Below are 26629 nucleotides of genomic sequence, written 5' to 3'. Positions count from 1 at the left end.
AAATGGTGGAAAAAATAGCCTAAATAGGCTGATTCGATGTGTTTGCGGGAAAAAAATCGGCCCAGATCCGCGAAATTTTAATCAGCGAGTCAGCTTGGGAAGAAATGACCTGCTTATTCGCACCTTCCTTAGGTACAGGGTTACCATCCATATCCTTGAGCGTTCCTGTGATATCATGATCTTTTAAGGCATTTTTTATAGTGTTATCGATCTTCTTGATAGCACTTTCTTGCTTTTGATTGAGTTTATCAACAGGCTTATTTTCTTGTTTTTCATGATCATTTTCTGGTGGAGTCGGAGAGCCTGCCCCAGCACCACCATATTCAGCCTTCTCGTTATCCGTCATGTTACCGGCAACGTTGGGTTTCGATTCCTGATTTGAATCATCCGAAGAACATGCACGCCCAAAGCTACACTGAGTGGCTTTATCAATCGCATCAAACAGATCATCCACAGCTGACGCTATTTTGTCATTGGCGTTTTTGGTGGCCTGATCTCCGGGGCTTACCGGAACCCCGGGAACAGGCACCGGAACCGGAGGCGCAACACTCAGCGTGTTATTCTCAACGGTCGTCTTGCCCGCCTGAGCCGCTGCTACCGCGTTCGCGCTGCTGTCTCCGACAAGCCCCCCAGCCAGACCAGAAGCCAGTGTCGCCAGCGCTGATACCGTCTGTTTATCTTCCTCGCTCAGTTCGCTGACCGGTTTGCCAAAGCCATCAACTGCAATCTTACCGGCCAGCTTGTCTACCGCAATTTTACCGACAAGCTCGCCCACCGCCGCACCCGCTGCGGCGGACGCCGCATCTCTGCCGGAAGCCGCTGCAAGCGCGGCGTTGACAACCGCATGGGCCAGCACACGTCCCTTAAGATCCGTATCCGGAATGGCATTTGCGATGGCATTGGCAATATACGGCGCGGAAGCGCCCGCAATCGCGGCTTTAATGTCTCCGCCTGCCAGCGCCTGAACCGCTGCCGTTGCTGCTGTGATGGCCCGCTGGGTGCTCTGCCCCGTACCCATACCAGACTTGTTAAACGCTTCGTTATAGAAGGTCTGGTACATCTGGTCATGAATCGCCTGATCGGTAACCTCTTTACCGTCTTTTTTCAGCTGGCTGATGGCGGCGTTACGCGCATCGCCGCCAGCGGTTTTCATCTTCTCGTTGGCCGCTTCCGTGGCCGCAATCTTGCCGTTGGTGCGCGCAATATCCGCAACCTGATTGCCGATATCGCCAATCATCTGCGCGGTTTGCAGGCGTTTCTGCTCTTTCTCTTTGTTAAAGATCGGGTCGATGCTGCCGTTGGCATGGTCAGTGTCACGGCTGAGCGTGCTGACGTCCTGCTTCTGGTTAGCCTGGTCGCGAACAATGATAGCACCGTCGGCTACCGCTGACTGCGTCGTCCCTTCAGCATGGCCGCTGCCGCCCATTCCTGCCAGCATTGTGCTGGCCATATTGCTAACCAGATTACCCGCAACCCCGCCGCCAGTACTGAAGCCCACACCCTGATGCTCAACCTTATACTCCGCCTTATTGTTGATGTCCGTAAAGCCCAGCGTGCCGGTCTCAAGGCGGTTTTTGTCTGCATCAGCACGGCTGGCAATCACCGCACCGTCCAGCTGCGTATGGTTGCCAACGTTAATATCAAAGCCGCCTTTGCCTGCGAAGATCCCGGTCTGCTCCTGCACCGAGTCGTAGTTGCTCTTCATCTTATCGCGGCTGATGCTAAAGCTGCCGCTACCGCTGCCCGCCCCCCAGGTGTAGCTTGCACCCGCATTCATACTCTGCTGTTTGCTGTTGTATTTGTCGCTATCCTGCAGGCTGCTGAGGATCAGGTCGCGCCCGACATCCGCCGTGACCTTATCGCCGTTGACCTGCGCGCCTTTAAGCACCGTATCGCGGCCGCTGGTCAGGCTGACGTTCTGTCCGGCATCCAGCGTCGTTTCGTTCCAGGAGGTCCCATTGCCTTTTTCGCTGCCTCTGGCGGCGTTTACGCTGGCAGAGACGGTGATGCCCGCGCCATTCGGACCGGCGGTAATACCGATCCCGATTGAGCCACCCTTGCTGGAGTTACTGCCCGTCAGTTTATTGGTGTCGGCTGCACTCGTCAGGTTGATATCCTGAGCCGCATTGAGCGTCAGATCCTTGCCAGCCTTCAGCTGACTGCCCGCCACGGTAATATCACCGCTGTTGGCCGTTTTTCCCTGACCTGTCGCCGTGATGGCGAGGTTACCCCCGGCATTCAGCGTGCTGCCTGTCGTTTTATCCTGCTCCGAGTGTGAGGTGGATTTAGAGGACTGTCCGCCAATGGAGGCCATCACGCCAAACGCACCATTGCTAGTGGGGTCGCTGCCGTTAGTCGCTTCAGCGAGACGGTTGGCCTGCACGGCCTGAACACCCGACAGCGCCGCTTTGGTCGCCTGCAGTGCGGCGAGACGTCCATCGCTCTGGTCTTTCACCGCCATTGCCGTACTGGCCGCAGTGTTCACCGCGTCACCCACTGCGCCGGAGAGGGCAATCGTCAGGCCACTGCTTTTCTGCCTGAAGGTTTGATCGCTGGTGAGCCTGTCATGACCCGGCTCGATCGTCACGCTGTCGCCGCTGAGCGCCATATTTTTGCCAGCCACCAGATCCGCGCCGCCGACATGCAGCTGATTACCGGCGGCAATATCAACGCTCCCCCCCGTCGAGCCCACCGTACTGAAGCTCTGGCTCTGGGTAGTCCCTTTCTCACGAAGATCCTGGGTGCTTTTACTGCTGCCGATGGTAAAACCAATCCCGCCCGAGCCCATCAGGCCGGATTTTTTCTCTTCCTTAAAGCGCCAGGAGGTATCGCTGTTAGTGGCCGCTACGATATCGACGTTGTTGCCCGCCTTAAGCTTCACGTCGCCATCGCCCGCCACGGCGGAACCGAACACCTGCAGGTTATTGCCCGCCACCACCTGCACGTTGTCGCCGCTCAGCAATGAGCCGGATTCACGCGTCGCGCTGTTCTCCTCGATGGTGTGGGTGGTTTTCTTGCTCAGGAAACCTTTTTTGGTTTTGGTCTGCTCTTTGTAGTGATAATCGCTTTCGGTTGCGGTATTGAGACTGACGTCGCGGCCCGCCGCCACGCCGATATCGCCCTTCGCCGTTACCTGCGCGGCTTCGGTGGTGACATCGCGCCCGGCGAGGATCTGGGTATTCGCCCCGCTGGCGATCTCGGTTCCCTGCTGGCGTACCGATTCGTTGATGACGGTTTTCTTGCCTGACTTATAGCTGTCGCCCTGCGTGGTCTCTTCCGCAGCCAGATTCACATCGCGACCCGCCTGCAGCCCGACGCTTTTCTCCGCCGCCAGCGCAGCGGCCTGAGCGTTGATATCCTGCCCGGCCTTCAGGACCAGGTTATCGCCTGCGGAAATCGTGGTGCGGTCGAGCCCTGTGCTGTGGGACTCGCTTTTCCCTTTACGGCTGCTTTCGCTGGTCTGTGCCGCGTTCAGATTGAGATCGTTGCCCGCGCTCAGCCCCGCGCTGCCGCCCGCCTTCAGGTCGCTGGCGGTCACGTCAAGATTGTGCCCGGCATTCACCAGCAGGTTGCCGCCCGCGGTGACGTTACTTCCCTGATACGTGACGGACGAACGGCTGGTTTTCGCCCGGCTGGAGCTGAATGCGTCGTTGATCTGATTCGCGTTGACGGCAATATCGCCCCACGCGTTCAGCAGCATATCGCCGCCGGAGGCCAGGTTCGCCCCGGTAACGGTGATGTTTTTCCCCGCCTCAAGCGACAGGCCATCCTGCGCGGTAATAGACGCCGTGTTGCCCAGCAGGGTGTCTTTCAGGCCGATCTTGCCGTACTTCCCTCCGGCGTTGATATCAATCTGCTCAACCTGGGTCAGGTTGTTGATGCTGCCGTCCAGGCTCTCCAGCGCGACCGTTTTGCCGCTGATGGTGGAGCTGATGTTATTGATATCGCCGATGGCGCTCAGGTTCAGGTCGCCGCCCGCTTTCATCAGGCCATTGTTGAGGTTGCTGATGCTGTTCTGGCTATCGAGCGTCAGGCTGTTTTTCGCCAGCAGCGAGCTGCCGCTGTTGGTGATGTCGCCGCCCTTCAGGGTGACGTTGTTGCCCGCGATCACGCTGCCGTTATTGACGGTGACGTCCTTCGGCGACAGGTAGAGTTTCGGCACCATCACGGTTTCGCCGTTGACGGTGGCTTTCTCCCACCACAGCAGGCTGTGGTCGAGTGCGGCAATCTGATCGGCGGTCAGCGAGACGCCAAACTGCAGGCCCAGCGACTGCTGCGCCGCCGCGGCGTTGTCCATCAGATAGCGCATCTGATCCAGATCGGAGCCGATGCCGTTCAGGTAGCGGTTACCGGTCTGGTTGAGCACCACGTTGGAGACATAGCGGGTATCGAACGCCGCATCACCGAGGAAGCGGTAATCGTAATCCGGGTTCAGGTTGAGGCGGCCGAGCATGTAAGACGAGCCGAGGAACTGCTTCTCGTCGGTAAACGCCAGCCGCGTCTCCTGCGGCGCCGTGGACGATGGTTTGACCCCGAGCATCGCGTTCAGGTCGGCAAACAGGGCGGGATCAAGCTGTCCGAGACCGTTCAGTTTCGGGTTGATGCCGATCAGGTACGGGCTTTTCGGGTTGTCGGAGAAGACGAAATAGCCGTTGTTGCCCGACGGCAGCGGGTAAGCGCTGGTATCGACGCGCTGGCCCTGATAATGCCCGACGGTACCGCCCTGAGCGGTTCTGAGATCGGCAGTGGTGACCCCGGCGTTCGCCAGCGCGCCCAGCTGGCCGAGGTTCGCGTTGCCTTTCTGGGTGGTGGCAATGTTGCTGAGAGGCGTGCCGGACGCGCCGCCGTTTTCCAGCGCGCCGCCGCCGTTAAGCTGCTGCAGCGCCCCCTGAAGCTGATCGTTCCACTGCGGCGAGTTCACCGCCACGGTGCCGGTAGCGTTCAGCCCCTGCTTTTGAACGCCGCTGCCGATGGTCTGGTTGCTGAGGGTGTTCAGCGACGGCGTGGAGATGACGTTGCTAACGCCGCCCGCGTTAGCGGTGGTATTGGTGTTGCTGATGTTACTGGTGAAGTTTGCGGTGACGTTACCGCCCGCCTGGATGACGGCGCGGTATGCAGCTCCATCAGTAGTAAATTCCGTCTTATGTTCACCTAACCGATAAGGAACATAACTGCGGTATTTTAATTCATCTTCATCCCACCAATACCATTTATTATTACTAAGCTTTTCCAATGGTTGCCAATAATCACTACCACAATCCTGGTAGAACCATTCACAACGATAACTTGCCTCAACATATTCAACTTTACGCCCACCTTCTGCGGAAAGGTTATTTAAAGTTGAACCGGAGAGTGCTATATCCCGTCCTGCAAGGATATTGCTAGCTTTGTTTTCCATTGAGCCAGCATTAATATTAATATCGCGCCCAGCGGCAATGCGAGCCGCACCCCCGTTAGCTGAAACCTGAACGACGGAATCACTAAGAATAAACCGTCGGGTATCTTCGCCAGACAGACGATATTCGATTACATCACGACAGTGTTCATTCATTGCTCCCGTGCAATTTTGCCATGAATGATAAACAACCTGCTCTCCATTGTTCTTCCATTCCTCCAGGCTAATTTCAAAATCCGGCTTATCTTTCACATAATAAACACGGCTCAGATACTTAGACGTGTCGGGTAAAGCATTCGAGTATTTATTTTCATAGCTACTGATATTCAGTCCATCACGTTCATTCAGCAAATGCCCCGTTCTGATCGCAATATCACCATTCTGCGTCTCAATATTCCCCGACGTGTTCACCACCTGGCTGTTCGCATTTCCCGCCGCATCTCGCTGCATCCACAGGTTATTCCCCGCCATGATGTCGCCGCGCTGGTTGGTGATGCTGTCGGCAAACAGCGCCAGATTATTCGCCGCGTACAGCAGCGCGGTGTTGACGATGGCGCCCGGCGCGCTCAGGGTCAGCGAGCCGCGCGTGCCGGTGAAGCCGTCGACGGTAATATTGCTCCGGCTGGCCACGGTGATGTCACCTCCGCCCTGCACCGAACCCGCGGCATTCAGCGCCACGCTGCTGCCGGAGAGCGTACTCGAGCTGCCGCCGGTGGTGATTTGTCCGTTGTTGCTGAGCTGCCCGCCCGCGTTCAGGTTGACCGCCTGCCCCTGCAGCACGCTGCGGTTATCGATGTCGCCGCCGCTGTTGATGGTCAGGGTTCTGCCTGCCGCCACGGCGGTTCGGCTGGTAAACGCGTTCGTCAGCTGCAGCGTTAAGTCCCCCAGGGACACCAGCTGGCCGGTAAGGTCCAGTCCCCGACTCTGCAGCCACAGGTTGCCGCCGCTCAGCAGCTTGCCGCCCGCGCTCTGAGTTACCTGGTCCGCGCCAATATTCAGCTGCGTGTTGCCGAGCAGCGTGCCGCTGTTGTTCAGCTGGCTGTAGTTAACCGTCAGCTGTCCCGCCTGGGTGGTGCCCTGGATGGCGAAGGTGGTGCCGGTCAGGGTGGCGCGATCGGCCACCCACGTGCCGCCGTTGGTGGCGTTTGCCGCATTCAGGATCAGGTCGGTGGCCTGCAGCCAGCCGGTGCCGGTGAACTGCGGCGTGCCGAGCGTCAGGCGCGCACCGGAGAGGAGCCTGCCGTCGTTACGCGCCTGGGAGGAGGCGGTCACGCGCGTCTCGCCGCCGCCCTGGATCAGGCCGTAGTTAAACAGCGCGGGTGTGGTCAGCGTCAGCGCATCGCGGCTGACGATTTCGCCCCCGCTGTTGTTGGTCAGCGTCCCGCTGAGGGCCAGGGTCGCGCCGTTATCGCCCTGCAGACGTCCGTTGTTGGTGAGCGCCCCGGTGGTGATGCCGAGCGTGCCCCCCTGCATTTTGCCGTCGCTGGTGACGGAGGCCGCAGTAACGTTCAGCGCCCCGCCGGACAGCAGGGTGCCGCCAGACTGCTGGCTGACCGCGCCGGTCTGGCTGAGGGTCAGGCCATTCACGCCGCTGATGGCGCCGCTGTTGCTGAGCGTGCCGCCTGTCAGCGTCAGGTTTTTCGCCGCCCACTGCCCCAGGTTCGCCAGCGTTGCGGCCTGCAGCGTTGCCGCACCCAGCGCGGTGATCCTGCTGCCTGCGGTCCCGGTGAGCGTGTCTGCCAGCGTCATCTGCAGCGCGTCGGTGCTCTGCACCGCGCCGCTGTTGGTGAGCGACCGGGCGTTAAGCAGGATGTTCTGTGCCTGCCAGCTGCCGGCGTTGGTCACCGTGCCGGATGTCATTGTCAAGGTGCCCTGGGTAAGCAGCTTACCGCCTGCGCCGTTAATCAGTTCCTGCTGCGGCGCGGCCATTGCCATGCGCGCCATCAGCCGCTGCTGCCCCTGCAGGGTCAGGCTCTGCAGGCCGGTTAAGGTACCCTGGTTGTTAATGCTGCTCTGACGCAGCGCGAGGGTGTTCCCCTGCACGGTGCCGCTGTTTTTAAGCGTGCTGCCGCCGAGCGTCACATCGCCCTCGCTGAGGAGCTGCCCGCGGTTATCCAGCGTCTGTGCGGTGATATCCGCCCTGCCCTGGCTCATCAGCGAGCCGGTTGAGGTCAGCGTGCCGCCGGTAGTGGCCGTCAGCGTTCCCTGGCTGAGCAGAGACCCGCCGTGCGTCCAGTCGCTGGCGCGGATGTCCGCGCCGTTCCCCTGCAGCGTGCCCTGCGTGGTCAACTGGCCAGCATCCAGCGTCAGCATGCCGCCGGAGAGGGTGCGCGAGGTCGCGCCCGTGGTCAGCGTGGTCCCGGTGAGCGCCAGGCCGTTCGTTCCCTGCATCAGCCCGCCGTTGTTCATATCACGAGCAGTGAGGGACAGCGTACCGCCCGTGATGCGCCCCGGGTTCGCCAGGGTGTCCGCAGTGAAGGCAGTCGTGCCGCCGCTCTGCAGCAGCCCGGTATTGGTTAATGCCCCGCTGAGCGTGCCGCTGAGTTCCGTCTGCCCGTTCACCGTGCCGCTGTTGGTGAGGGTGGTGCCGGTCATGCCCAGCGTGGCGCCCTGCAGCGTACCGGCGTTGGTCAGCTGTCCGCCCGTCAGCGTGAAGCCGCCGCCGGAGAGCCATTTACCGTTCAGCTCGTTGATAAAGCGGTCGGCGGTGGCGTTAACCGCGTTGCTGCCCTGCATCAGGCCGCTGTTGCGCAGCTCAGTACCGCCTGCTGTCAGCGTTTTGCCCGCCACCGTGCCTCTGCTGGTCAGCGTCGTTGCGTTAAGTGCAGCATCTTCGGTGGCAACGATGTTCCCCGTATTGGTCAGGGCCTTGCTCAGGCCCAAATCCAGGCTCTGCGCCTGAATATCGCCCCGGTTCGTCAGGTCGCTGCCCCGCAGGGTGAACCCGCCGTTCACCAGCAGCAGACCAGCGTTATCGAGCGTGTCGAGGGATAAATCCAGAGGGCTGCCGCTCACCAGTTGCCCGGTGGCGCCGTTGCTCAGCGCGCGGGTGGTCAGCGCCAGCGTGTCGTTGCCCTGAAGAATCCCGGTGTTGTTCAGCTGCGCAGCCTTCACCGTGAGGGCTTTCCCGGCCAGCTGGCCGTCGTTGAACAGCTGCGCCGCCGTCAGCGTAAACAGGTTCTGGCTGAGCAGAGCGCCTGTATTATCCAGCCTGCCGATCGTGGAAAGGGTCAGGCCATCCAGCGTCTGAACGCTGCCCTGGTTATTCAGGCTCACGGCCTCAAGCGTCGCGCTGCGCGCCTGAAGGCTGCCCGCGTTGCTGAGGGTATGTCCGCTCAGCGTCAGGGTTTCGCCACCCGTCACCTGCCCCTGAGCCTGGTTCGCGAAGGTGTTCCCGGACCAGGCCAGCGTGCTGCTGCCCTGAAGCAGGCCGCTGTTCTGCAGGTCACCCCGCAGGGTCAGCACTTTCGCCAGCAGCTGGCCCCGGTTATCGGTTCTGTCGGCCTGAACGTCGAGCGCCTGCTGGCTGAGCACCTTACCGCTGTTGGTCAGCGTGCCGGTCACCGCCGCCGTCACGCCCGCTTCCCCCAGCGCGTTGCCAGTGTTAATCCACTCGCCGGTAGCGAGGTTCAGGGTATTGCCCTGCAGCAGCCCGGCGTTGTTCAGGGTGGTGTGATGCAGGTCGAGCGCGCCGCCGGAGAGTAGCATGCCCGCCTGCTGGTTGCTGAGCTGTGCCCCTGTCGCCGTCAGGGAATGTGTCCCCTGCAGCGTGCCGCCGTTGGTCACCGACGCGCTGTTAAACTGCGCGTCGGTACCGGCCATCAGCCCGCTGTTCGTCAGGCTGGCGGTGGTCAGCGTCAGGCCGTCCCGGGCAATCACCCGCCCGTCGGCATCGTTGCTGGCCTGGCGGGTCAGGTTCAGCAGCAGCGCGGTGGCGCTGAGCTCGCCGCTGTTGGTAAGCGTTTCACCGCCAAGCGTCAGCGTTCCGCTGCTGCGCAGCGCGCCACGGTTAGTGAGGTCTGCCACGCCGAGCGTCAGCGCCAAGTCCCCCTCGACGGTGCCCTGGTTCTGCAGGATGTCCGCCGTGATGTGCAGGTCGCTGGCCGCAATATTTCCCGCGTTAGCAAACGCAGTGCCGTTCAGGGTGAGCCGGTCGTCCGCCAGCAGGCGTCCGGTATCGGTGTTGGTCAGGCTGAGGTACTCACTGCTCAGGCTGACGCCGTTGATTTCCCCCTGGTTTGTCAGCGTATCGCCTTTAATGCGCAGCGCGCCGTCGGTGGTGATAAGCCCGCTGTTAGCCAGCGTTGGGACGTTCAGCGTTAAATCCTGAGCACTGTAGACCGAGCCACCGGCGAGGTTCGTGAGTGACCCGGTATTCAGGCCGAGCAGGGTGGTCCCCTGCAGCAGCCCGCTGTTCTCCACCGAGGCAGCATCCAGCGCCAGCGAACCGGCAACCAGAGAGCCGCTGCTGGTGATGCGCCCGGGGGCCGTCAGGGTCATGCGATCCGCTTTTGCGACGCCGGACTGGAGGATGTTCTGTCCGCTGAGCGTGATGGCGCTGGCGGTAAGCTCTCCGCCGCTGGTCAGGTCGCCGGTCGCGTTAAAACTCAGCGTGTCACCGGTGGATTTACCGGTATGCGCAATCGCTCCCGCCCTCACCGACAGGGCGCCCTTCGCCGCCTGCGTGCCGTTCAGCGCGGCATTCTGCGCCTGCAGAGTCAGCCCCTGCCCGCTCTGCAGGTGCGCATCCTGGCCGGTGGTCAGGTCGCCGGTGCTGACGGTTAATGCCCCCGCCGCGTCCGTCTGCCCGTTCAGGCTGGCGCTGCGGGTCGCGGTAAGCTGTACACTGCCCTGGCTGGTGGTGCGGGACGCCTGACCGCTGGTCAGGGTGCCGGCCTGCGCCGTCAGCGCCGTCGCGCCGGACAGGGTGCCATTCTGTTCAAGCGTGTCTGCCGTTACGTTCAGCGCGCCGTCAGCCAGCAGGCTGCCGCTGTTACGCAGGGTCTGCTGCGCCGTGACGTTCGCATCGCCCTTCGCGCTCAGCGTGCCCCGCTGCTCGAGGTTTCCGGCGCTTAATGCCAGGTTGCCGGCACTCTGCAGGGTGCCGCTATTGGTGACCGTCTGCCCCTTCAGGGTGACGTCGTTCCCCTGCACCGTGCCGCCGTTCGTCAGGTCTCCCGCGTTCACGTCTAGGCGGCCTTTCGCCGCCAGTTGGCCGCTGTTGGACACCGTGTCGCCGGAGAGCGCAATGTCGCGCCCGGCATTCACCTGCCCCTGGCTACTGACGGTGCTGCCCGTCAGGCTGACATCGCCCGTGGCATCGGCCCGGCTCTGGCCGTCCATCACCAGCTGTCCGCCGCTCAGGGCCAGATTATCTCCTGCCGAGACCGCACTGGCCGTGGATGACAGCGTGCCGCCGCTGGTCAGCGTCGCGCGGGTATCGCTTCCGCTGCGGGTATTCGTCAGCGTGATATCTTTCCCGGCCGCCACGCTGAGCGAGCCTTTGCCGGTGACGCTGCCGCCGCGCTGCGTCAGGCTACCGTTGGTGGACAGCGTAGTGTCGGCCTGACCCGTCAGCGTTGCATCCGCAAGCGCCATTCCCTGTTTGCTCGTGACGGTTAGCGCCCCACCCTGTGCCGACACGCCGCCGCCGTTTACGGTCAGGGTATCTTTACTGTCCAGCGTCGCCGCGCTGCGGGAGACCAGGGAGGTATTGCTGAGCGTCATCCCCTGCCCGCTGCTCACCGACAGCGCGCCCGCGCTGTTTGTCCCGCCGCCCGTCGTCTGCACTTTCCCCGCAGCGGAAAGGCGCATATCGCCCTGGCTGGCGAGCGTGCTGTTACTGAGTTCCACATCCTGCGAGCTGGTTACATTCAGCGCGCCCCCGGCCTGATGGCTGCCGTTGAGGACCACTCCCGCGCCATTCGCAGTAATCGAGCCGCTGGCCAGGCTGTTGGTGACCGTCAGTTTCCCGCCCGCGTCCAGCTGAATATCGCCCTGGCGCGCATTCAGGCTACCGAGATTCACCCCCACGCCCGTCTCGCTGGAGACCAGGCGGATACGGTTGGCATACATCCCACCGAGCGCGCCGGTATCCACCGCCACCACGGGCGCGGCGCCCTCACCGGTAATCGGCTTAACGCTGCCGTCTGCGCCCACGCGGTTTGCCCCTGCCGTTACCGTCAGGTCGTTCGCGTGTATCGCGGCGTTCACTTCCGTCGCGCGCGCAATCAGCGTCAGCGCGTCACTCTTGCTGGCATCCAGCCCCTGGCCTTCAACCGTGATGGCGCCTTTCGTCACCTCCAGCGCCTGCAGGTTACCGCTGGCGTCGAACTGCGGTTTCCCCGTGGTCAGGGTGACGTTCGGAGTGTTGATAAATCCGCACCCGTTACAGGTGATGCCGTACGGGTTGGCCACCATGACGTTTGCCGCCTTGCCGGCGACTTCCGTATAGCCCTGCAGTTGGGAGCGGTTTGCCCCCGTGACTTCGTTGATGATGCCTTTCGCTTCCCGCCCGGCCTGCAGGTTGGGGTTGTTCTGAATAAGCCCGCCGAGTTGGGTCTGGGTTAAACGGTCCGTGCCGTTGTTGAGGATAAGCCCCTCTTTGCCGACGTTATACTCACCGAACTGGTTATGCGAAATACCCGCCCCGTTCGGCGTAGCAATGTTGACGACCGGCACCCCGTTCCCCGCCCGATCGACCGTGGTCTGCCCGGTCGGCGTAAGCGCCGCCGCGACGGCAGGTGCCATCGGCTGCCAGACCATCAGGCCGCAGACAATCCAGCTGATCAGACGCTGCGAGAAACGAACGGGTGGGTGACGGGTATCCATAGTCGTAGAGTCTCTTAAAGCATGAAGGCAATGCGCCAGTTAACGCTCACATGATCCGGGCCAAGCCAGTCGGGGTAGTGCAAAGGCGTACCGACCGAAATCTGGCTGCTGTACCAGCGCCCTGCGCTGCTCAGCCCCACCGAACCTCCCCACAACGTGCCGGAGGCAAAGCGGTCCTGACGGTCTTTTTCCAGCCAGCCGCCGTCAACGGCGAGCGTTGCGCTCACCGCACCAAGCACCGGGAGGGTGAAGAGGGAATACCCCAGCTCGTTACGCCAGTAGCCGCCGTTGTCCCCGGACAGGTACTGCTCTTTAAAACCGCGCACGGAGCTTTCACCGCCGAGCGTCAGGCGCTCGGAGCCGTAAAGGCGGTCGGGCGACCACTGGCCGTAGGCGCTGGTCAGCCACCAGGCGTTACGGGTAATCGGCCGCTGGAAGCTGGCGTTCAGGCTCCATTTGCGGAATTCAGCGCGCGGCATATCCCCGGACTTATCTTCGTCGGTTTCGGCATTGAACCACGGCATACCGTGGCTCCAGGTCGGGTTGAAGGTCGCCACGCCGCCCAGCATTTTTTGCGTGTGGGTAATTCCCAGGACCAGGCTGGAGAGGTTACGCGTGCTGCTCTTAAGCGGCGCGTCGTTAAGCCAGTTGTGGCTGGAGCGCTGAACCACGCCTGCCGCAATGCCGGTTTTGACATCCCCGTTGCGGAAGACCACCCATGACGCGTTAACGCGGTGGGTTTTGGTATCGCCCGTGGAGAGCCAGTTGAACCCCTGGTTGCTGATGGTGGTCCGGTAGTTACTCCAGGCGTAGCTGTAGTCCAGTAATCCGTAACCAAACGGCACGCTGACGCTCGCCTGGAAATTCTGTGCATCATACGCGCTGGCAAAATCACTGCTGCGCCCGCCGCTGACAAACCATTTATCCGCCAGCCCCAGCATATTATTGGCGGTGAGCACGCCACTCAGCTGATCTTCCCCGGTACTCTTCTGCCCGCTATTATCCAGGCTTACGGATGCACTTAAGGGAAATTCCGGTTTTGCCGTGAGATTAACGATGGAATATCCGGCCTGCGTCCCCGGAAGAATTTCGATCTGAACCGGTTCGGTGCGCAAACGGTTAATTTGCTCCATGCCCTGTTCGATGTCGCGTAAATTAAGAATGCCCCCCACCCGTCCCGGAAAAGCCATTTTCAGCATGCGCGGCGTTTCGCCTTCCAGGTGGATCGCTTCCAGTCTGCCTTCCAGCACAACAATATTCAGCTGGCCGCCGGAGAGATCCTGCTCGGTAAGAAAAGCGCGGCTGGTGATATATCCCCGGCTGATATACCAGTCAGAAATATGGGCGAGAAGTTCCGTTATTTTCGCCATATCCAGACACCGCCCCTGCCACGGTGCGACAAGGGTCTGACGGGTTTTCTGGGAGATTAAGGTCGCACCGGAAAGGGTAATGGTATGAATGGTGAAACAGGGCCCGGATCCGGTAACAGGTAGCGGTCTGGCAGGCGCGGTGCGAGGAATACTGCGCTCCAGCTCTTCACGCTGTTGCTGGTTTTGTAATAAAAGCTGCTGCTGTTGCTGTTGAATGGAGTCGCGATCGGCTGGCGACAGCGGCGCAGCATTTGCGCTCGCTAAAAAAAACACAGCTAATAAGATAGCAGCAGCATAATTTACTAATGAAACTATTCTATTTTTTATTCCGGAGCTATTCATCCATGCCACAAAAATGTTCGAAATTATTATTTTAGCAATATAAGAGTATTCCTAAAGTGAGTATATGTAATTTACGTTAGGGAACCTAAAATAAATCTTTCTTTCAGAAAAGTGAGAAGGGTATTAAGAATAAATACGAAATGATTTAACTAAACCTTAAATCTTGAGTTAGCCCTAATACACTAGCAGTGAAGACGGAAGGTTTTTCGCCATTCCGCCGGGCTGACCCCAAAACGCGCTTTAAACTGCTGGCGATACGTCACCGCCGACACAAATCCCACCTGTTCTGCCACGCGTTCAATCGGTATATTTCCGGCTTCCAGTAATATCTGACTGCGTCGCAACCGTTCCGCAGTTAGCCAGTCGGCGACGCTCATCCCCGTAGCGTTAATAAAATGGCGAGTCAGGGTGCGGCGGCTCATGGAAACCACCTCCGCCAGCGAGTCCAGATTATGCGGCTCGGTAATGTGCTGCTGGAGATAATCGATCAGGCAGTTAATCCGCGCATCGCGGGTGTCTTTTGGCACCGGCTGGGCAATAAACTGCGCCTGTCCGCCTTCACGGTGCGGCGGCACAATCATCCGCCGGGCAATCTGGTTCGCGACCACGCTGCCAAAGCGCTGGCGGATAATGTACAAACAACAATCCAGCGCAGCGGCGGTGCCCGCTGAAGTGATGATGTTGTCGTCATCCACGTAGAGGGCGTTGATATCCAACTGAACGTTCGGGAAAAGCAACTGGAACTGGTGCTCAAACTCCCAGTGCGTGGCCGCACGTTTGCCGTCGAGGATACCCGCCCAGGCCAGCACAAATGATCCCAGACAAAGCCCGACGATTTCCGCGCCGTTGTCTCTTGCCTGCGCCAGGCTGTCGAGCAGCACCTGAGGCGGGCGTTCAAGGACATGCTGCCAGTAGGGAACGACAACAATATCGGCCTGACCAATAGCGGTGTAGTCCTGCGTGGCGTTGAGGGCAAATCCGTCTTTTGAGGTGAGAAAACCCGGCGTTTCGGCGCAGATCGTCACGTTAAAGCGCTTTTCACCGGATACCGTATCACCAAACAGAATGCAGGGAACGGAGTAGTGGAACGGGCTAAACCCGTCCACCGCAACAATCGCGACGTTTACTGGCGGCATCTGTCTCTCCCTTCCCCTTTAAACACTCAGAATATAACGCTTTCGCCATCCTGTGGAATGCTCAGCGCATCACTGAACTGGTTGGCTTCGGCGTACTCACGCAGTGCGTGGCGGGTTAACAGGCAGTGGTTGATCGCCTCCATATGGACCGCCACAATCTGTGCCTGCGGCAGCAGGAAATGGACGTTCAGCACGTCCTGCTCGCCCATGATAATCGGCCCGAAACCCAGCACATGCGCGTAACCGGCATTCAGTACTACCACATCCGGCTGGTGTTTTTGCAGATCGGTCGCCACCTCTTCGCGCCAGATGGTATCGCCTGCGATGTACAGCGTCTTCTCATCAGGATGGCGCAACACCACACCGCAGGCTTCGCCCAGACGTTCTGCCAGCTCTGGCACCGCATAAGCACGATCGGTACCGTGCTGGCCACCGTGGGTCTTCGTGATGCGGATATCGCCAAAGCGAGTCTCTTCGGTCATCACCGTCAGGTGGGTAAACCCCTGGGTGCGCAGCAACGCGGCGTCGCTGTCGTTTTGCACATAGACCGGTTTGTCTTTGGCGATCAGCTCAATGGCCGTTTGATCCCAGTGATCGTCATGGGTGTGGGTGACAATCACGGCATCGGCATCCAGCAGCGTTTTTACGTCAACGGGCAGGTCGACCATCGGGTTGCGAATGTCTGCACGCGCCGTGCCCGGAAAACCGGGATACGCGCCTTTTGGTGCCAGCATTGGGTCAATTAATAAACGTTTTCCGGCGTAGGTAATCAGCTGAGTGGCATTGCGAATTTGGGTGATGTTCATAGGGTATCCTCCGGTTGGTGTGATAAGGAGAATAGCCAGAGGGGCAGTTTTGCGATGTGGGCTAAAGGGCGATGATCGATGGAATCGGGCCAATAGGAAAAGGCGGGTTTCCCCGCCAGCGTGCTTACCAGCCTGGTACCGCCCCACCGTTAAAGATCGTCTCCGCCGCTTTCGCCACCTCAGGTGACTGATACGACTGAATAAACTCCTTCACGTTTTCTGCGTCTTTGTTGTCTTCACGCGTCACCACAATGTTCACGTACGGTGAATCTTTGTCTTCGATAAATACGCCGTCATGCACCGGCGACAGCCCGGTTTGCTGGAGATAGGTGGTGCTGATGATGGCAACATCAACTTTCGGGTCATCCAGCACGCGCGGCAGCTGCGCCCCTTCCAGCTCCATAATTTTCAGGTTTTTGGGATTTGCCGTGATATCCAGCGCCGTCGGCAGCAGGCCAACGTCTGGCTTGAGGGTAATCAGCTTCTCTTTTTGCAGCAGCAACAGCGCGCGGCCGAGGTTAGTCGGGTCGTTCGGAATAGCAATGGTCGCGCCATCTTTCAGATCGGACACGGATTTGATCTTGCGGGAATACCCGGCCATCGGGAAAACAAAGGTGTTCGCCACGGCGACCAGTTTGTAGCCGTGCGCCTTGTTATCTTCTTCAAGGAATGGGCGATGCTGGAAGACGTTGGCATCCAGTTCACCGTGGTTGGTGGCATCGTTGGGCAGCAGCGATCCGCTGAAGCCCACCAGCTCCACATCCAGGCCATATTTCTCTTTCGCCACCTTTTTGGCAACTTCCGCCACGTCTTGTTCGGCGCCATTGATGACGCCCACTTTAATGTGCTTAACATCATTGCCACTTTGGTCACAGCCCGCCAGCAGCAGGCCAGTCAGAAGAAGCACACCCAATCGGAGTTTCACGATACAGTTCCTTTTGATAAACGTTTTGATGACTATATCGACAACGCGGCGATGAGCTAAAAACCGAAAAAGAATCAATAAGAAGGATAAGTTATATGCGGTCGATTGCCGGACTTACCCAGCCTACAGATTCAGGATTTAAAGCGCTTTCGCCAGATAATGTCGCTGCATGCCAGGATAAGGATAATCCTGCAAAGACATCTGTAGCTGGTACCCCTGTTTTTCATAGAACGGGCGCGCCTGGAAGCTGGCGGTGTCGACGAGCGCATGTTTACAGCCGTTGCGTCTGGCTTCCTCTTCGGCCGATTTAATGATCTGGCTACCCACACCGGAACCCCGCACGGTATCGCTGACCCAGAGAAAGTCGATATTCAGCCAGTCGCCTTTACGTACGCCAATTAATCCGCCCAGCATCACGCCATTTTCATCTCGCATGTAAACGCCAATGTCACCGCTAAAATTCGATAGATCGAGAAACTGCCCGTTATAGGCTCTCAGCCCCGTCAGTAACTCCTCTTTCTCTTGCGTGGTGACTGTATCAGTAATGCTCAGGTACATATTTTTCTCCTTATTTTTCTGTGCCGTTTCACTATCTCACACACTCATCCTGGAGAAAATTCATACTTTCGACTGGAGTCGCTACACTGAATGTAACGATATATTTCATAGGAAGCATGTGACTTCTAAAGGGGGTTTTGATGAAAGCTGCGCACCTGGTCTGCCTGCTGGTTTGTCTGCTCTTCGCCGCGTTTGTCCATGCACAGGAAAAGGACGACCCGGCGAAAGAGGCACAAATAAAGCAGCAGGTCCTTAAAGATATTAAGAAAACCTGTACGCCACAGAAAAAGCAGAGCGATAAAGCCTGGCAGGAGATGATTTTGTCATCCGAGGCCAATCAACTCCTGATCAAAAACGCCATTACCGCCGTGAAGCGCGACAATCTGGACGCCTACTGGGCAGCGATTGGTCAGGTGGATTGTATGGAAGATTATTAAGTACGCCGCTACGTTTCCCATGACGAGTCTGGTTTAGGGCTCCAGGCTGCACGCCACAGGCAATCGACCCATGTTATGCTGGGAAAAAACCAACATAACAGGGGAGAACATGGGTTCCACACGTAAAGGGATGCTAAACGTCCTGATCGCCGCCGTTTTATGGGGAAGCTCAGGAGTTTGCGCGCAGTACATCATGGAGAAAAGCCATATTTCTTCGCCTTATCTGACCATGGTTCGCCTGCTGTTTACCGGCGTGATCCTGCTTACGCTTTCCTTTGTTCACGGCGACAAGATTTTCTCGGTCATCAAAAATCGAAAAGATGCCCTCAGCCTGCTGATTTTCTCGCTGGTTGGCGCGCTCACCGTGCAGCTTACTTTCCTGCTGACGATTGAAAAATCCAACGCAGCAACCGCCACCGTGCTGCAATTCCTGTCGCCGACCATCATCGTGGCGTGGTTTGCGCTGGCGCGGAAAAAGCGCCCTGGTGTTTTTGTCTTATCCGCGATAATGACGTCGCTTGTCGGCACGTTCCTGCTGGTGACGCATGGCGACCCGACCTCACTCTCTATTTCGCCTGCGGCGCTGTTCTTCGGGATCGCTTCCGCCTTTGCCGCCGCGTTTTATACCACTTACCCGTCAACGCTGATCGCCCGCTACGGCACGCTGCCGATTGTTGGCTGGAGTATGTTGATTGCCGGGGTAATGCTGACTCCGTTCTACGCCGGGCGCGGGACAACGTTTGTCATTGATGGCAGCCTGCTGCTGGCGTTCTTCTACCTGGTGGTGATCGGTACGGCGCTGACGTTCAGCCTGTACCTGAAAGGTGCGCAGATGATTGGCGGGCCAAAGGCGAGCATTCTGAGCTGCGCCGAGCCGCTGAGCAGCGCGCTATTGTCGGTTATCCTGCTGGGCGTGGCGTTCACCCTGCCGGACTGGCTGGGTACGCTGCTGATTGTGTCGTCGGTAGTGCTGATTTCGATGGATTCGAGAAGACGGGTTCAGACATCGGCGTAGCCAGATTCCCTCTCCCACGGGAGAGGGAGAAAACCACTACTTCGCTTTAACCTTACCCGCCACCAGCAGCGCCGTCAGCAGCATCAGCGTACCGGAAATCACCAGCGGTGACGTCAACCCCAGATGGTCGAGCGCAACACCGCCGATGGCAGCACCGCAGGTGTTCGCCAGCTGGATCACCGCCACCTGAATGGAACCGGCTTTTTCCGCCTGATCGGCCAGTGAGCGGGTGATCCACGTTGACCAGCCCACCGGCACCAGCGCAAAGGCAAAGCCCCAGATAATGGCAATCGCCGACGCCACCCATTTATCGCTACCCCACAGCACCAGTACCGTGGCACTGATAGCCAGCACCAGCGGTGCGCCCGCCAGCGCCACTTTCAGGGAGCGTTTCAGGAACTGGGACGAGAGTGAGGTGCCCACAAAACTGGCGATACCGAAACTCAACAGCACCAGCGTCAGGCCATCCACGTCAAATCCCGCCATGGTCATAAACACCGGGCGGATGTAGGTGAAGAAGGCAAACTGCCCGGCGAAAGACATAAAGATAGCAGTCATCCCCGCCAGCACACCCGGGCGCTTCAGCAGGCTGAACATGTTCTGTTTGTGATGCGCGGCTTCACCGGGCAGAGACGGCAGTGCTTTCCACACCCAGATAATGCACAGAAAACCCATTACCGCCGCCGCATTAAACACGTTTCGCCAGCCGATAATCCCACCAAGGAAACTGCCCAGCGGCGCGGCGATCACCAGCGCGATAGAGACCGCACCGAAGATAACGGACAACGCTTTTGGCACCGTGCGCGCGGGCACCAGGCGCATAGTGAGGGATGCTGACATCGCCCAGAAACCGCCCAGCCCTAATCCCAGGCAGGCGCGTCCAAGCAACAGCAGGGTAAAGTTATTGGCAAAAGAAACCAGCAGGCAGGAGAGCGTTAGCAGCACGCTAAACAGAATAACCACTTTGCGGCGGTCAATGGTACCAATCACCTGGGTGATAAACAGGCTGGCGAACATCGCCACAAAGGCAGTTACGGTAACAGACTGTCCCGCCACACCTTCGGAAATGCCCAGATCCTGCGCCATGGGCGTCAGCAGGCTGACCGGTAAAAACTCAACGGTAATCAGGCAGGCGACGCAGAATGCCACGGAGAAAACCGCCGACCAGTTCGGGCGTGAAACCTCTTTGGTCTGCGGTCTGGTCGTGGGCTGGATATGTTCTGTCATGGCGTCACCTGAAGATAAAAACGTGCGGAAAAGTCGCGCAGTTTATCATCAAAAGTGTGACGAATTTAACGATTTGACAACTTTTGTCGTTATTACAGGGGATCAGTGTAGGTAAAACACGCCCTCTTCCGGCAAGAAAAGTTGGTTGTAGCGTAGCTGGAAGGCATTAAGTTCCTGCAGATCGGGCTCGATCTCGCGCATAAAGCCGAGCGCGAGTCGGACTTGCGCATCGGTGATTGGCGCAGCCAGGCGGGCTTTACGCAGCATGCGGTGCCAGGTGTGCAGGTTCTCTTCGCTACCATCGACGATGCAGACCTGCCAGATCAGCAACACTTGTGCCGCGTTTTGCAGGTGCGCCTCGTCCGGGCGCTCAAGATAACGAATAAACTCATTCCCCGGCGTTTTGCCAAACTGGTCGATCATCGACTCAACGGGCATCGGGGTGATCCCCAGACGTTCGCTTAAGCGTTTGATGGCGCGTCGGGAATCCGAGGTCAGGATCCGAAATCCGACCACAAACACCACAGCAAGCGTTGCCAGCATTATCCAGACCATGCGTTCTCCTTAGAATAGCCGCTCATCATAGCGGGAAACACACGGCGTCAAAAGCGGGCAGAACCATAATAGTGAACTGAAAAGCGCTGGAAAAAGGGCAGGAAAGCCACTTTGGTTTTTATTGGGACGATTGTATATCCACAGTGTATGGTCAATGCCTGGCGGTAACAAATAATCACTTCAGGGAAAGAGCGAACATGTCCATAACAATCAGTGTCCTGCTGGAGAATCGGGCTAACCCCGGCGGTAAAAACTTACTGCGGGCCAAAGCAGGACTTAGCCTGTTTATACAGGATGAAAATGATTCCATTCTGTTTGATACCGGTCCTGATGATAGCTTCCTGTATAACGCTGCTCTAATGGGCATCGATTTGACCCGCCTGACCGCAGCGGTACTTTCTCACGGGCACTATGACCATTGCGGCGGCGTTCCGTGGTTACCGGATAATTGCCGGATCGTATGCCATCCCCACGTGGCCTGCGAGCGCTACTCGGCAATACCTTTTTTAGGGTATACCGCCAGACTAAAAAAATTGTCGCTGAATAATGATTATTCACGCTATCGCATGGAATACAGCAGTACCCCGCTTCAGATTGGAAAGCGTTTTATGTGGTCAGGGGAGATTCCTGTCGCCAAACCGCACGCATACGGTGTTATCGGCAGAAAAAAAGCGAATGCGGACTATGTAAAAGATGAAGGGGCTCTGATTTATAAATCTGACCTTGGACTGATCATTTTTATCGGCTGCGGTCACCGGGGTCTGATGGATATTGTGCGTCACTGCCAGAGCATAACTGGCATCAATCACATCCATGCAATTTTCGGTGGTTTCCATCTTCGCAGTGCATCACCTCGTAAGCTCTGGGCAGTCAGGCAGTTTCTACACGGCCTAAAACCGGACAAAATAATGGGCTGCCACTGTACGGGTAAATGGGGCAATTTGTGGTTGCCCGGCACAGTCACCCCGTCAACAGGGGATATTTTTGTTTTGGGGTAGGTCTTAACTCAGTTAATAAAAAAGCCCGGCGGTCAGCCGGGCAAAGAAGTCACCTGCACACTCAGGCTGCTTTCAATTTCTGCTTCTGCGCGTGGTTTTCGCGGCGAATTTTACGTTCTTCCAGCACCGCGACCATCGCCATCAGGACGATACAGCCGATCGCTGCCGCATCCAGCGCGGCGAAGGTGCCAGCCCAGCCGGTGAGGCCGAAAATTGGCGTGCCGTCGGCGATCATCCCCAGACCGAGCTTGGCGAAGCTATCACCAATCAGATAGGCGAAGGTGCCCTTAATCCCATCGGCAGCGCCGATCGCTTTTTTAGGTACGAAACCAACGGCGGCCACGCCGATCAGCAGCTGTGGACCAAACACCAGGAAGCCGAGCGCAAACAGTGACGCCAGGTACACATACTGGTTGCTGGCATGCTGGTAAACGCCCAAGGTGGCGATAATCAGCGCCAGCGCGATGCAGGCCACCAGCGCGCGACGGCCATTGGCGAGATCCGAGAGCCAGCCCCACAGCAGCGTGCCGACCAGCGCGCCCACTTCGAACAGGGTAAAGCCCTGAATCGCGACCTCTTTAGAGAGCTTCAGCTCCTGGAAGGCATACACGGTTGACCACTGGTCGATACCGATACGCACCACGTACAGGAAGATGTTCGAGAAGCAGAGCAGCCAGATCACTTTGTTTTTCAGCACGTACTCAACAAAGATCTGCCATTTGGTCATCTCGTTTTCTTCGGTCTCTTTATCCTCTTCGCTGATCTCCTCGCCAAACAGCTCTTCAGCTTTGCCGAGGCCATAAGATTCCGGGGAATCGCTGCCGAAGCGCAGACCGATAAAACCGACGATCAGGGCGATAATAGACGGGAAGATAAACATGCCGATCACATGGCCGTCGAACAGATAGTTGGCACCGAACAGCGCCACGCCTGCCGCCCCCGCACCACCGAGGTTGTGGGAGATGTTCCACATGCCAAGATACGAACCACGCTTGCGACGTGGCGTCCATTTGGTGATGGTGGAATAGCTGCAGGACCCGCCGGTACTCTGGAAGAAACCGCTCAGGGCGTAGAAGGCGATCATCAGGAACAGGCTAACCGAGCCCGCGCCCATGCTGGCGCTAAAGCCGAGCATACAGATGGCGGAGAGGATCAGCATAAACGGCAGGAACTGCTTGGTGTTTTTGCCGTCAGCGTAATAGGAAACCAGCGTTTTACCCACGCCGTAGGTGATGGAGAAGCCCAGGCCAATCATCCCCAGCTGCGTCATGCTCAGCCCGTAGGTGGAGATCATGTCGTTCTGCGCGATGTTAAAGTTTTTGCGGATCAGGTACATGGTCAGGTAGCCAATAAAGACCACCAGGTAGGACTGCATGAACGGTTTGAACCACATTTTACGCCGCACGTCGAGCGGCAGATCCAGGGTCGGCTTGCGCACCTGGTTTAAGAAGGCCAGCATGGTTTGCTCCTGAGCTGATTTTTATACCTGCGAATGGCAGGCATTGTAAAAATCAGCCGGGAGAGACGCCTGAGACAGCGTCCAGGTGAAACCGGGAATATTTCCTAGTTTTGCCCCATTCGGGGCGAAAAGGTGAGACGTATCACGCTTCGCGCGGTACCTGGGCGTGCAAAAATGGTAACAGCAGCAGAGCAGAAATCCCCGCCGCGATGGCGATCACCGCAAAGAAGCCGCTCCAGTGCCAGATGTCGATGACCCGCGCCAGCGGCCAGCCGGAGAGCGATGCGCCGAGGTAGGCAAACAGCCCGACAAAGCCCGTCGCCGCACCGGCCGCCTCTTTGTGCGAGCACTCCGCCGCCGCCATGCCGATCAGCATCTGCGGACCAAACACAAAGAAACCGGTGGTGAAGAAGCACGCCGCCTGCATCACGTAGCTGGCAAACGGCATCAGCCACAGCGAGCCAACCGAGAGCAAAATCCCGGCAGCAAAAATGAGATTCATCGGGCCACGGTTGCCGTTGAACAGCTTGTCCGATCCCCAGCCCGCCACCAGCGCGCCGATAAACCCACCCAGTTCAAACATGGTCACCGCCGAGTTGGCCGTCACCAGATCCACGCCAAGCGTCTCGGACATGTACAAATTACCCCAGTCGTTGATCGCCGCGCGCACCACGTAGACCAGCACGTAACAGAGCGACAGCAGCCAGATATAGGGGTTCTTCAGCACGTATTTGGTGAGGATTTCTTTGCGGGTTAACCCCGCCCCTTCCTGCTGCTGGGCAATTTCCATCTCATCATGACGCCAGTCACCCACCGCGGGAAGTCCTACGGTCTGCGGCCTGTCGCGCAAACGCCAGCAGAGGAACAACCCGGCGATAATCGCTAACCCGCCCGCAATCATCATGCCTGCACGCCAGCCGTAATGCAGCGCCGCTGCGCCGACGACGATGGGGATCAGCGCACCACCCACGTTATGCGCGGTGTTCCAGACTGCCCACCAGCCGCCACGCTCGTTGCGCGAGTACCAGGTGGTAAGTAATCGGGCACAAACCGGCGCGCCCCAGCCCTGGAAAAAGGCGTTCAGCGCCCACAGCAGCGCAAAAGCCCACAGCGAGGTGGAAAAACCAAACAGGATATTCACCACTCCCGTGGCAATCAGCCCGAAGCCCATAAAATAGCGGGCGTTGGAGCGGTCGCTGACGATGCCGGAGAAGAACTTCGACAGGCCATAAGTAATGTAAAACAGCGTCGCCAGCAGGCCGATATCGGTGCGGGCCATCACGCCGCTGGCGAGGATCTCCGGTGCGGCGGCGTTGAAGCTTTTGCGGGTGAAGTAGAACAGAGCATAGCCGAGCCAGATGGTGATCAGAATATGGCGACGCCAGTAACGATAGCGGGCGTCAATTTCATTTTTATCGCCGATCGGGGTGGCATTAGCCGGGGCTTTAAACATGGTAACTCCTCAGCGGCAAACTGACGCAGACGCGCGTTCCATGGGTGCAGGAGATATTCAGCGTGCCGCCCAGCGCCTTCACACGCTCGCGCATCCCCGCCAGACCAAATCCCTGCTGGCCGGAGCCCGGCGGCAGGCCGCAGCCGTCATCTTCAATTACCAGCATCAGACGCTCGTCCTGCTGCCAGGCCTGCAACGTTACCGCGCTGGCATTGGCGTGCTTCACAATATTATTCAGCCCTTCCTGACACACCCGAAACAGCGTCACACGCTGGCCTTCACTCAGCAGCGATTCTTCAATCCGCCAGTCGAGATGGCTGACAATCCCGCGACTTTCCAGCTCCATCTCGCGCATGAGCGATCGCACCGCCTGCTCCAGAGACAAATCATCCAGCTGGCGTGGACGTAACCTTCCGAGCAAACGCCTTACCGAGTCATACACACCCAGCGAGAGCTGTTCGATATGCGCCCCACCCTGCTTCACGCCGGCGTTTTCCGCCGCCAGACGCTGAACGATGCCCGCCTGCGTGCGGATGGCGGTAATGGTCTGGCCGATGTCATCGTGCAGTTCGCGCGCGACCTCCTGCCGTACGCTCTCTTCGGTTTCCAGCAGGCGTTCGGCCAGACGACGGTTGCGCGCCAGCTCGGTTTGCAAAGACTGGTTCAGTTCACGCAACCGTTGAATGCCCGCCCCGAGCAGCAGCCCGGTCAGGCTTTGCGCCAGCAGGGAGAGGAGTAAATCTACCGGATGATCGTGCCAGGTCTGGCTGGCTATCAGTGCAATGGCGTTCATCAGGGTGGCGATAAGCGCCCCTTGCCAGCCGTAGTGCCACGCAAGCGCAATAATCGGCAGGGCAAGACAAAACGGAGTAAAACGCGAGAGCTCAGCGGGCAGACCAAGCTGCAGCCACAGGCTTACCACAAACAGCAGCAGATACCAGATGAGGTGCCGTGCGCGCCAGTTCACGGGCTGCGAGACCAGTGCCGGACCGAGCGGCTGCCAGACGGTACTGGTGAGGTAATGCCAGATCACCAGACAGGTTGGCGCGAGCGTCAGGCCGCCGGTAAGGGTCAGTAGCAGAGCGTTGAGCATCTCTTTCTCGCCGACCCACGGGAGAGATTGCAGCAGCGCGGCGGCAATCAGCGCCGCCCCCTGACGCAACAGCGTGCGCCAGTCGCGCTGGTGGCGGTAGCGGGAAATAAGGGCAACAGGGAGAAGCGTGAGCAGGCTTCCGGTAATCAATAAGGGCAGATGCGCCAGCGCCACTTCCTGCGCCAGCCAGACCAGCATCAGCCATTCTGCGCCCAGCAAAACGGGCCAGTAGCCACGCGGGCACTGCAGCATTAACCCCAGACGCAGGCCGAACGGGAACAGCAGTACTGCCAGTTCCGGGCGCTCCACCAGATGCAGGCTGATGCTCCACAGGCAAAACCAGGCTGCAGAGAAGATAAAAAAGCTGGCGACGACGGCGATCAGCCGCGAAAGCACGGGGCTCATTGCCAGCTATCAAACATGCGGCGCGCCAGCTCGACGTCGTTGCTGACGTTGAGTTTTTCCATCAGGTTGGCGCGGTGAACGTGAACCGTTTTCGGCGACAGATCCAGCTCAGCGGCAATCTCTTTCACCGACATCCCCTGAGCGAGCTTCTCCGCCACCTGACGCTCGCGTTTGGTTAGCGGATCTTGTCGCCCGGCGGCCAGCTTGATGGCGATATCCGGCGTCAGGTAGCAGCCGCCGGTAGAGACGGTGCGCACGGCGGCGATCAGTTCGTCCGGGCTACAGCGTTTTGAAAGGAACCCGCGCGCCCCCGCATTGAGCGCCTGCTCCACCAGCGCCGGGCTGTCATGGACCGAAAGCATAATGATCGCCATTCCCTTCGGTAACTGACTCAGCAGTTCCAGTCCGGAGAGATCCGGCATTGAGATGTCACAAATACAGACCTGCACCCCACGTCCGGGTAAACCCGCCAGCGCCTCGCGCCCGGAGCCGAACTCTGCGACGACCTGAAAATCAGGTTCAAGGTTCAAAAGCTGAGCAAATCCGGAGCGGACGATAAGGTGGTCGTCGATAAGAGCGATGGTCGTCATGGCGCGTTCCTGGCGAGCAGATAAAAAAACGCGC

At 58.7% G+C, this 26629-nt stretch carries 15 protein-coding genes; 3 read left to right on the top strand and 12 right to left on the bottom strand.

Annotation, left to right across the window (positions count from 1 at the left end; genetic code table 11):
• Positions 1-19: 19 nt before the first annotated feature.
• From cdiA to LCD46_00235, 6 genes are all read right to left on the bottom strand, one after another.
• Positions 20-12226, bottom strand: a complete 12207-nt coding sequence (gene cdiA, locus LCD46_00260) for a contact-dependent inhibition toxin CdiA (protein UOY70822.1) — start codon at positions 12224-12226, stop codon at positions 20-22.
• A gap of 14 nt (positions 12227-12240) precedes the next feature.
• Positions 12241-13938, bottom strand: a complete 1698-nt coding sequence (locus LCD46_00255) for a ShlB/FhaC/HecB family hemolysin secretion/activation protein (protein ID UOY70821.1) — start codon at positions 13936-13938, stop codon at positions 12241-12243.
• A 182-nt stretch (positions 13939-14120) separates the two neighbouring features.
• Positions 14121-15074 carry a helix-turn-helix domain-containing protein gene (locus tag LCD46_00250; protein UOY70820.1) on the bottom strand — a complete coding sequence of 318 codons (954 nt, stop codon included), beginning with the start codon at positions 15072-15074 and terminating at the stop codon, positions 14121-14123.
• A 26-nt stretch (positions 15075-15100) separates the two neighbouring features.
• The gene (locus LCD46_00245) at positions 15101-15880 is read right to left on the bottom strand and encodes an MBL fold metallo-hydrolase (protein ID UOY70819.1); all 780 of its coding nucleotides are present in this window, start codon (positions 15878-15880) and stop codon (positions 15101-15103) included.
• 124 nt (positions 15881-16004) lie between these two features.
• On the bottom strand, positions 16005-16805 hold the full coding sequence (nlpA, locus tag LCD46_00240) for a lipoprotein NlpA (protein ID UOY70818.1): 801 nt from the start codon (positions 16803-16805) through the stop codon (positions 16005-16007).
• Between the two features lie 138 nt (positions 16806-16943).
• The gene (locus LCD46_00235; protein ID UOY70817.1) at positions 16944-17363 is read right to left on the bottom strand and encodes a GNAT family N-acetyltransferase; all 420 of its coding nucleotides are present in this window, start codon (positions 17361-17363) and stop codon (positions 16944-16946) included.
• A 140-nt stretch (positions 17364-17503) separates the two neighbouring features.
• Here LCD46_00235 and LCD46_00230 point away from each other — a divergent pair, with 140 nt between their 5' ends.
• Together LCD46_00230 and LCD46_00225 are read left to right on the top strand one after the other, a co-directional pair.
• A complete protein-coding gene (locus LCD46_00230) occupies positions 17504-17800 on the top strand; it encodes a hypothetical protein (protein ID UOY70816.1) in 297 nt (98 codons plus the stop codon).
• Positions 17801-17909: 109 nt separating this feature from the next.
• Positions 17910-18815 carry a DMT family transporter gene (locus LCD46_00225; GenBank protein UOY70815.1) on the top strand — a complete coding sequence of 302 codons (906 nt, stop codon included), beginning with the start codon at positions 17910-17912 and terminating at the stop codon, positions 18813-18815.
• Between the two features lie 36 nt (positions 18816-18851).
• On the opposite strand, the gene nepI is transcribed toward LCD46_00225, so the two are convergent.
• Complete coding sequence (gene nepI / locus LCD46_00220; protein UOY70814.1) at positions 18852-20042, bottom strand: purine ribonucleoside efflux pump NepI; 1191 nt, start codon at positions 20040-20042, stop codon at positions 18852-18854.
• 102 nt (positions 20043-20144) lie between these two features.
• Positions 20145-20597 carry a DUF1198 domain-containing protein gene (locus LCD46_00215; protein ID UOY70813.1) on the bottom strand — a complete coding sequence of 151 codons (453 nt, stop codon included), beginning with the start codon at positions 20595-20597 and terminating at the stop codon, positions 20145-20147.
• 197 nt (positions 20598-20794) lie between these two features.
• Between LCD46_00215 and LCD46_00210 the strand changes: the two genes are divergently transcribed.
• Complete coding sequence (locus tag LCD46_00210) at positions 20795-21595, top strand: MBL fold metallo-hydrolase (GenBank protein ID UOY70812.1); 801 nt, start codon at positions 20795-20797, stop codon at positions 21593-21595.
• A 61-nt stretch (positions 21596-21656) separates the two neighbouring features.
• On the opposite strand, the gene uhpT is transcribed toward LCD46_00210, so the two are convergent.
• From uhpT to uhpA, 4 genes are all read right to left on the bottom strand, one after another.
• Positions 21657-23054, bottom strand: coding sequence for a hexose-6-phosphate:phosphate antiporter (gene uhpT, locus LCD46_00205; protein ID UOY70811.1), 1398 nt, complete (start codon positions 23052-23054; stop codon positions 21657-21659).
• 142 nt (positions 23055-23196) lie between these two features.
• A complete protein-coding gene (locus tag LCD46_00200; GenBank protein UOY70810.1) occupies positions 23197-24507 on the bottom strand; it encodes an MFS transporter in 1311 nt (436 codons plus the stop codon).
• Positions 24500-26005, bottom strand: coding sequence for a signal transduction histidine-protein kinase/phosphatase UhpB (gene uhpB, locus LCD46_00195; protein ID UOY70809.1), 1506 nt, complete (start codon positions 26003-26005; stop codon positions 24500-24502). Before uhpB ends, LCD46_00200 begins: the two co-directional genes overlap by 8 nt.
• Positions 26002-26595 (bottom strand): transcriptional regulator UhpA, encoded by a 594-nt coding sequence (uhpA, locus tag LCD46_00190; protein ID UOY70808.1) that lies wholly within the window; start codon positions 26593-26595, stop codon positions 26002-26004. The genes uhpB and uhpA overlap by 4 nt, the downstream gene beginning before the upstream one ends.
• Between the last annotated feature and the right edge of the window lie 34 nt (positions 26596-26629).

The organism is Enterobacter ludwigii (assembly GCA_023023105.1).
GTDB classification, from domain to species: Bacteria; Pseudomonadota; Gammaproteobacteria; order Enterobacterales; family Enterobacteriaceae; genus Enterobacter; species Enterobacter adelaidei.
This window is presented reverse-complemented; position numbering and strand designations above follow the sequence as displayed.

What these genes read in the sequence shown, in the direction of transcription:
- LCD46_00215 (UOY70813.1), bottom strand. Translation starts at nt 20,597, where the DNA reads ATGGTCTGGATAATGCTGGCAACGCTTGCTGTGGTGTTTGTGGTCGGA.
- LCD46_00210 (UOY70812.1), top strand. Translation starts at nt 20,795, where the DNA reads ATGTCCATAACAATCAGTGTCCTGCTGGAGAATCGGGCTAACCCCGGC.
- nepI (UOY70814.1), bottom strand. Translation starts at nt 20,042, where the DNA reads ATGACAGAACATATCCAGCCCACGACCAGACCGCAGACCAAAGAGGTT.
- LCD46_00245 (UOY70819.1), bottom strand. Translation starts at nt 15,880, where the DNA reads ATGAACATCACCCAAATTCGCAATGCCACTCAGCTGATTACCTACGCC.
- uhpB (UOY70809.1), bottom strand. Translation starts at nt 26,005, where the DNA reads ATGAGCCCCGTGCTTTCGCGGCTGATCGCCGTCGTCGCCAGCTTTTTT.
- LCD46_00235 (UOY70817.1), bottom strand. Translation starts at nt 17,363, where the DNA reads ATGTACCTGAGCATTACTGATACAGTCACCACGCAAGAGAAAGAGGAG.
- LCD46_00200 (UOY70810.1), bottom strand. Translation starts at nt 24,507, where the DNA reads ATGTTTAAAGCCCCGGCTAATGCCACCCCGATCGGCGATAAAAATGAA.
- LCD46_00250 (UOY70820.1), bottom strand. Translation starts at nt 15,074, where the DNA reads ATGCCGCCAGTAAACGTCGCGATTGTTGCGGTGGACGGGTTTAGCCCG.
- cdiA (UOY70822.1), bottom strand. Translation starts at nt 12,226, where the DNA reads ATGGATACCCGTCACCCACCCGTTCGTTTCTCGCAGCGTCTGATCAGC.
- LCD46_00230 (UOY70816.1), top strand. Translation starts at nt 17,504, where the DNA reads ATGAAAGCTGCGCACCTGGTCTGCCTGCTGGTTTGTCTGCTCTTCGCC.
- uhpT (UOY70811.1), bottom strand. Translation starts at nt 23,054, where the DNA reads ATGCTGGCCTTCTTAAACCAGGTGCGCAAGCCGACCCTGGATCTGCCG.
- LCD46_00225 (UOY70815.1), top strand. Translation starts at nt 17,910, where the DNA reads ATGGGTTCCACACGTAAAGGGATGCTAAACGTCCTGATCGCCGCCGTT.
- LCD46_00255 (UOY70821.1), bottom strand. Translation starts at nt 13,938, where the DNA reads ATGAATAGCTCCGGAATAAAAAATAGAATAGTTTCATTAGTAAATTAT.
- uhpA (UOY70808.1), bottom strand. Translation starts at nt 26,595, where the DNA reads ATGACGACCATCGCTCTTATCGACGACCACCTTATCGTCCGCTCCGGA.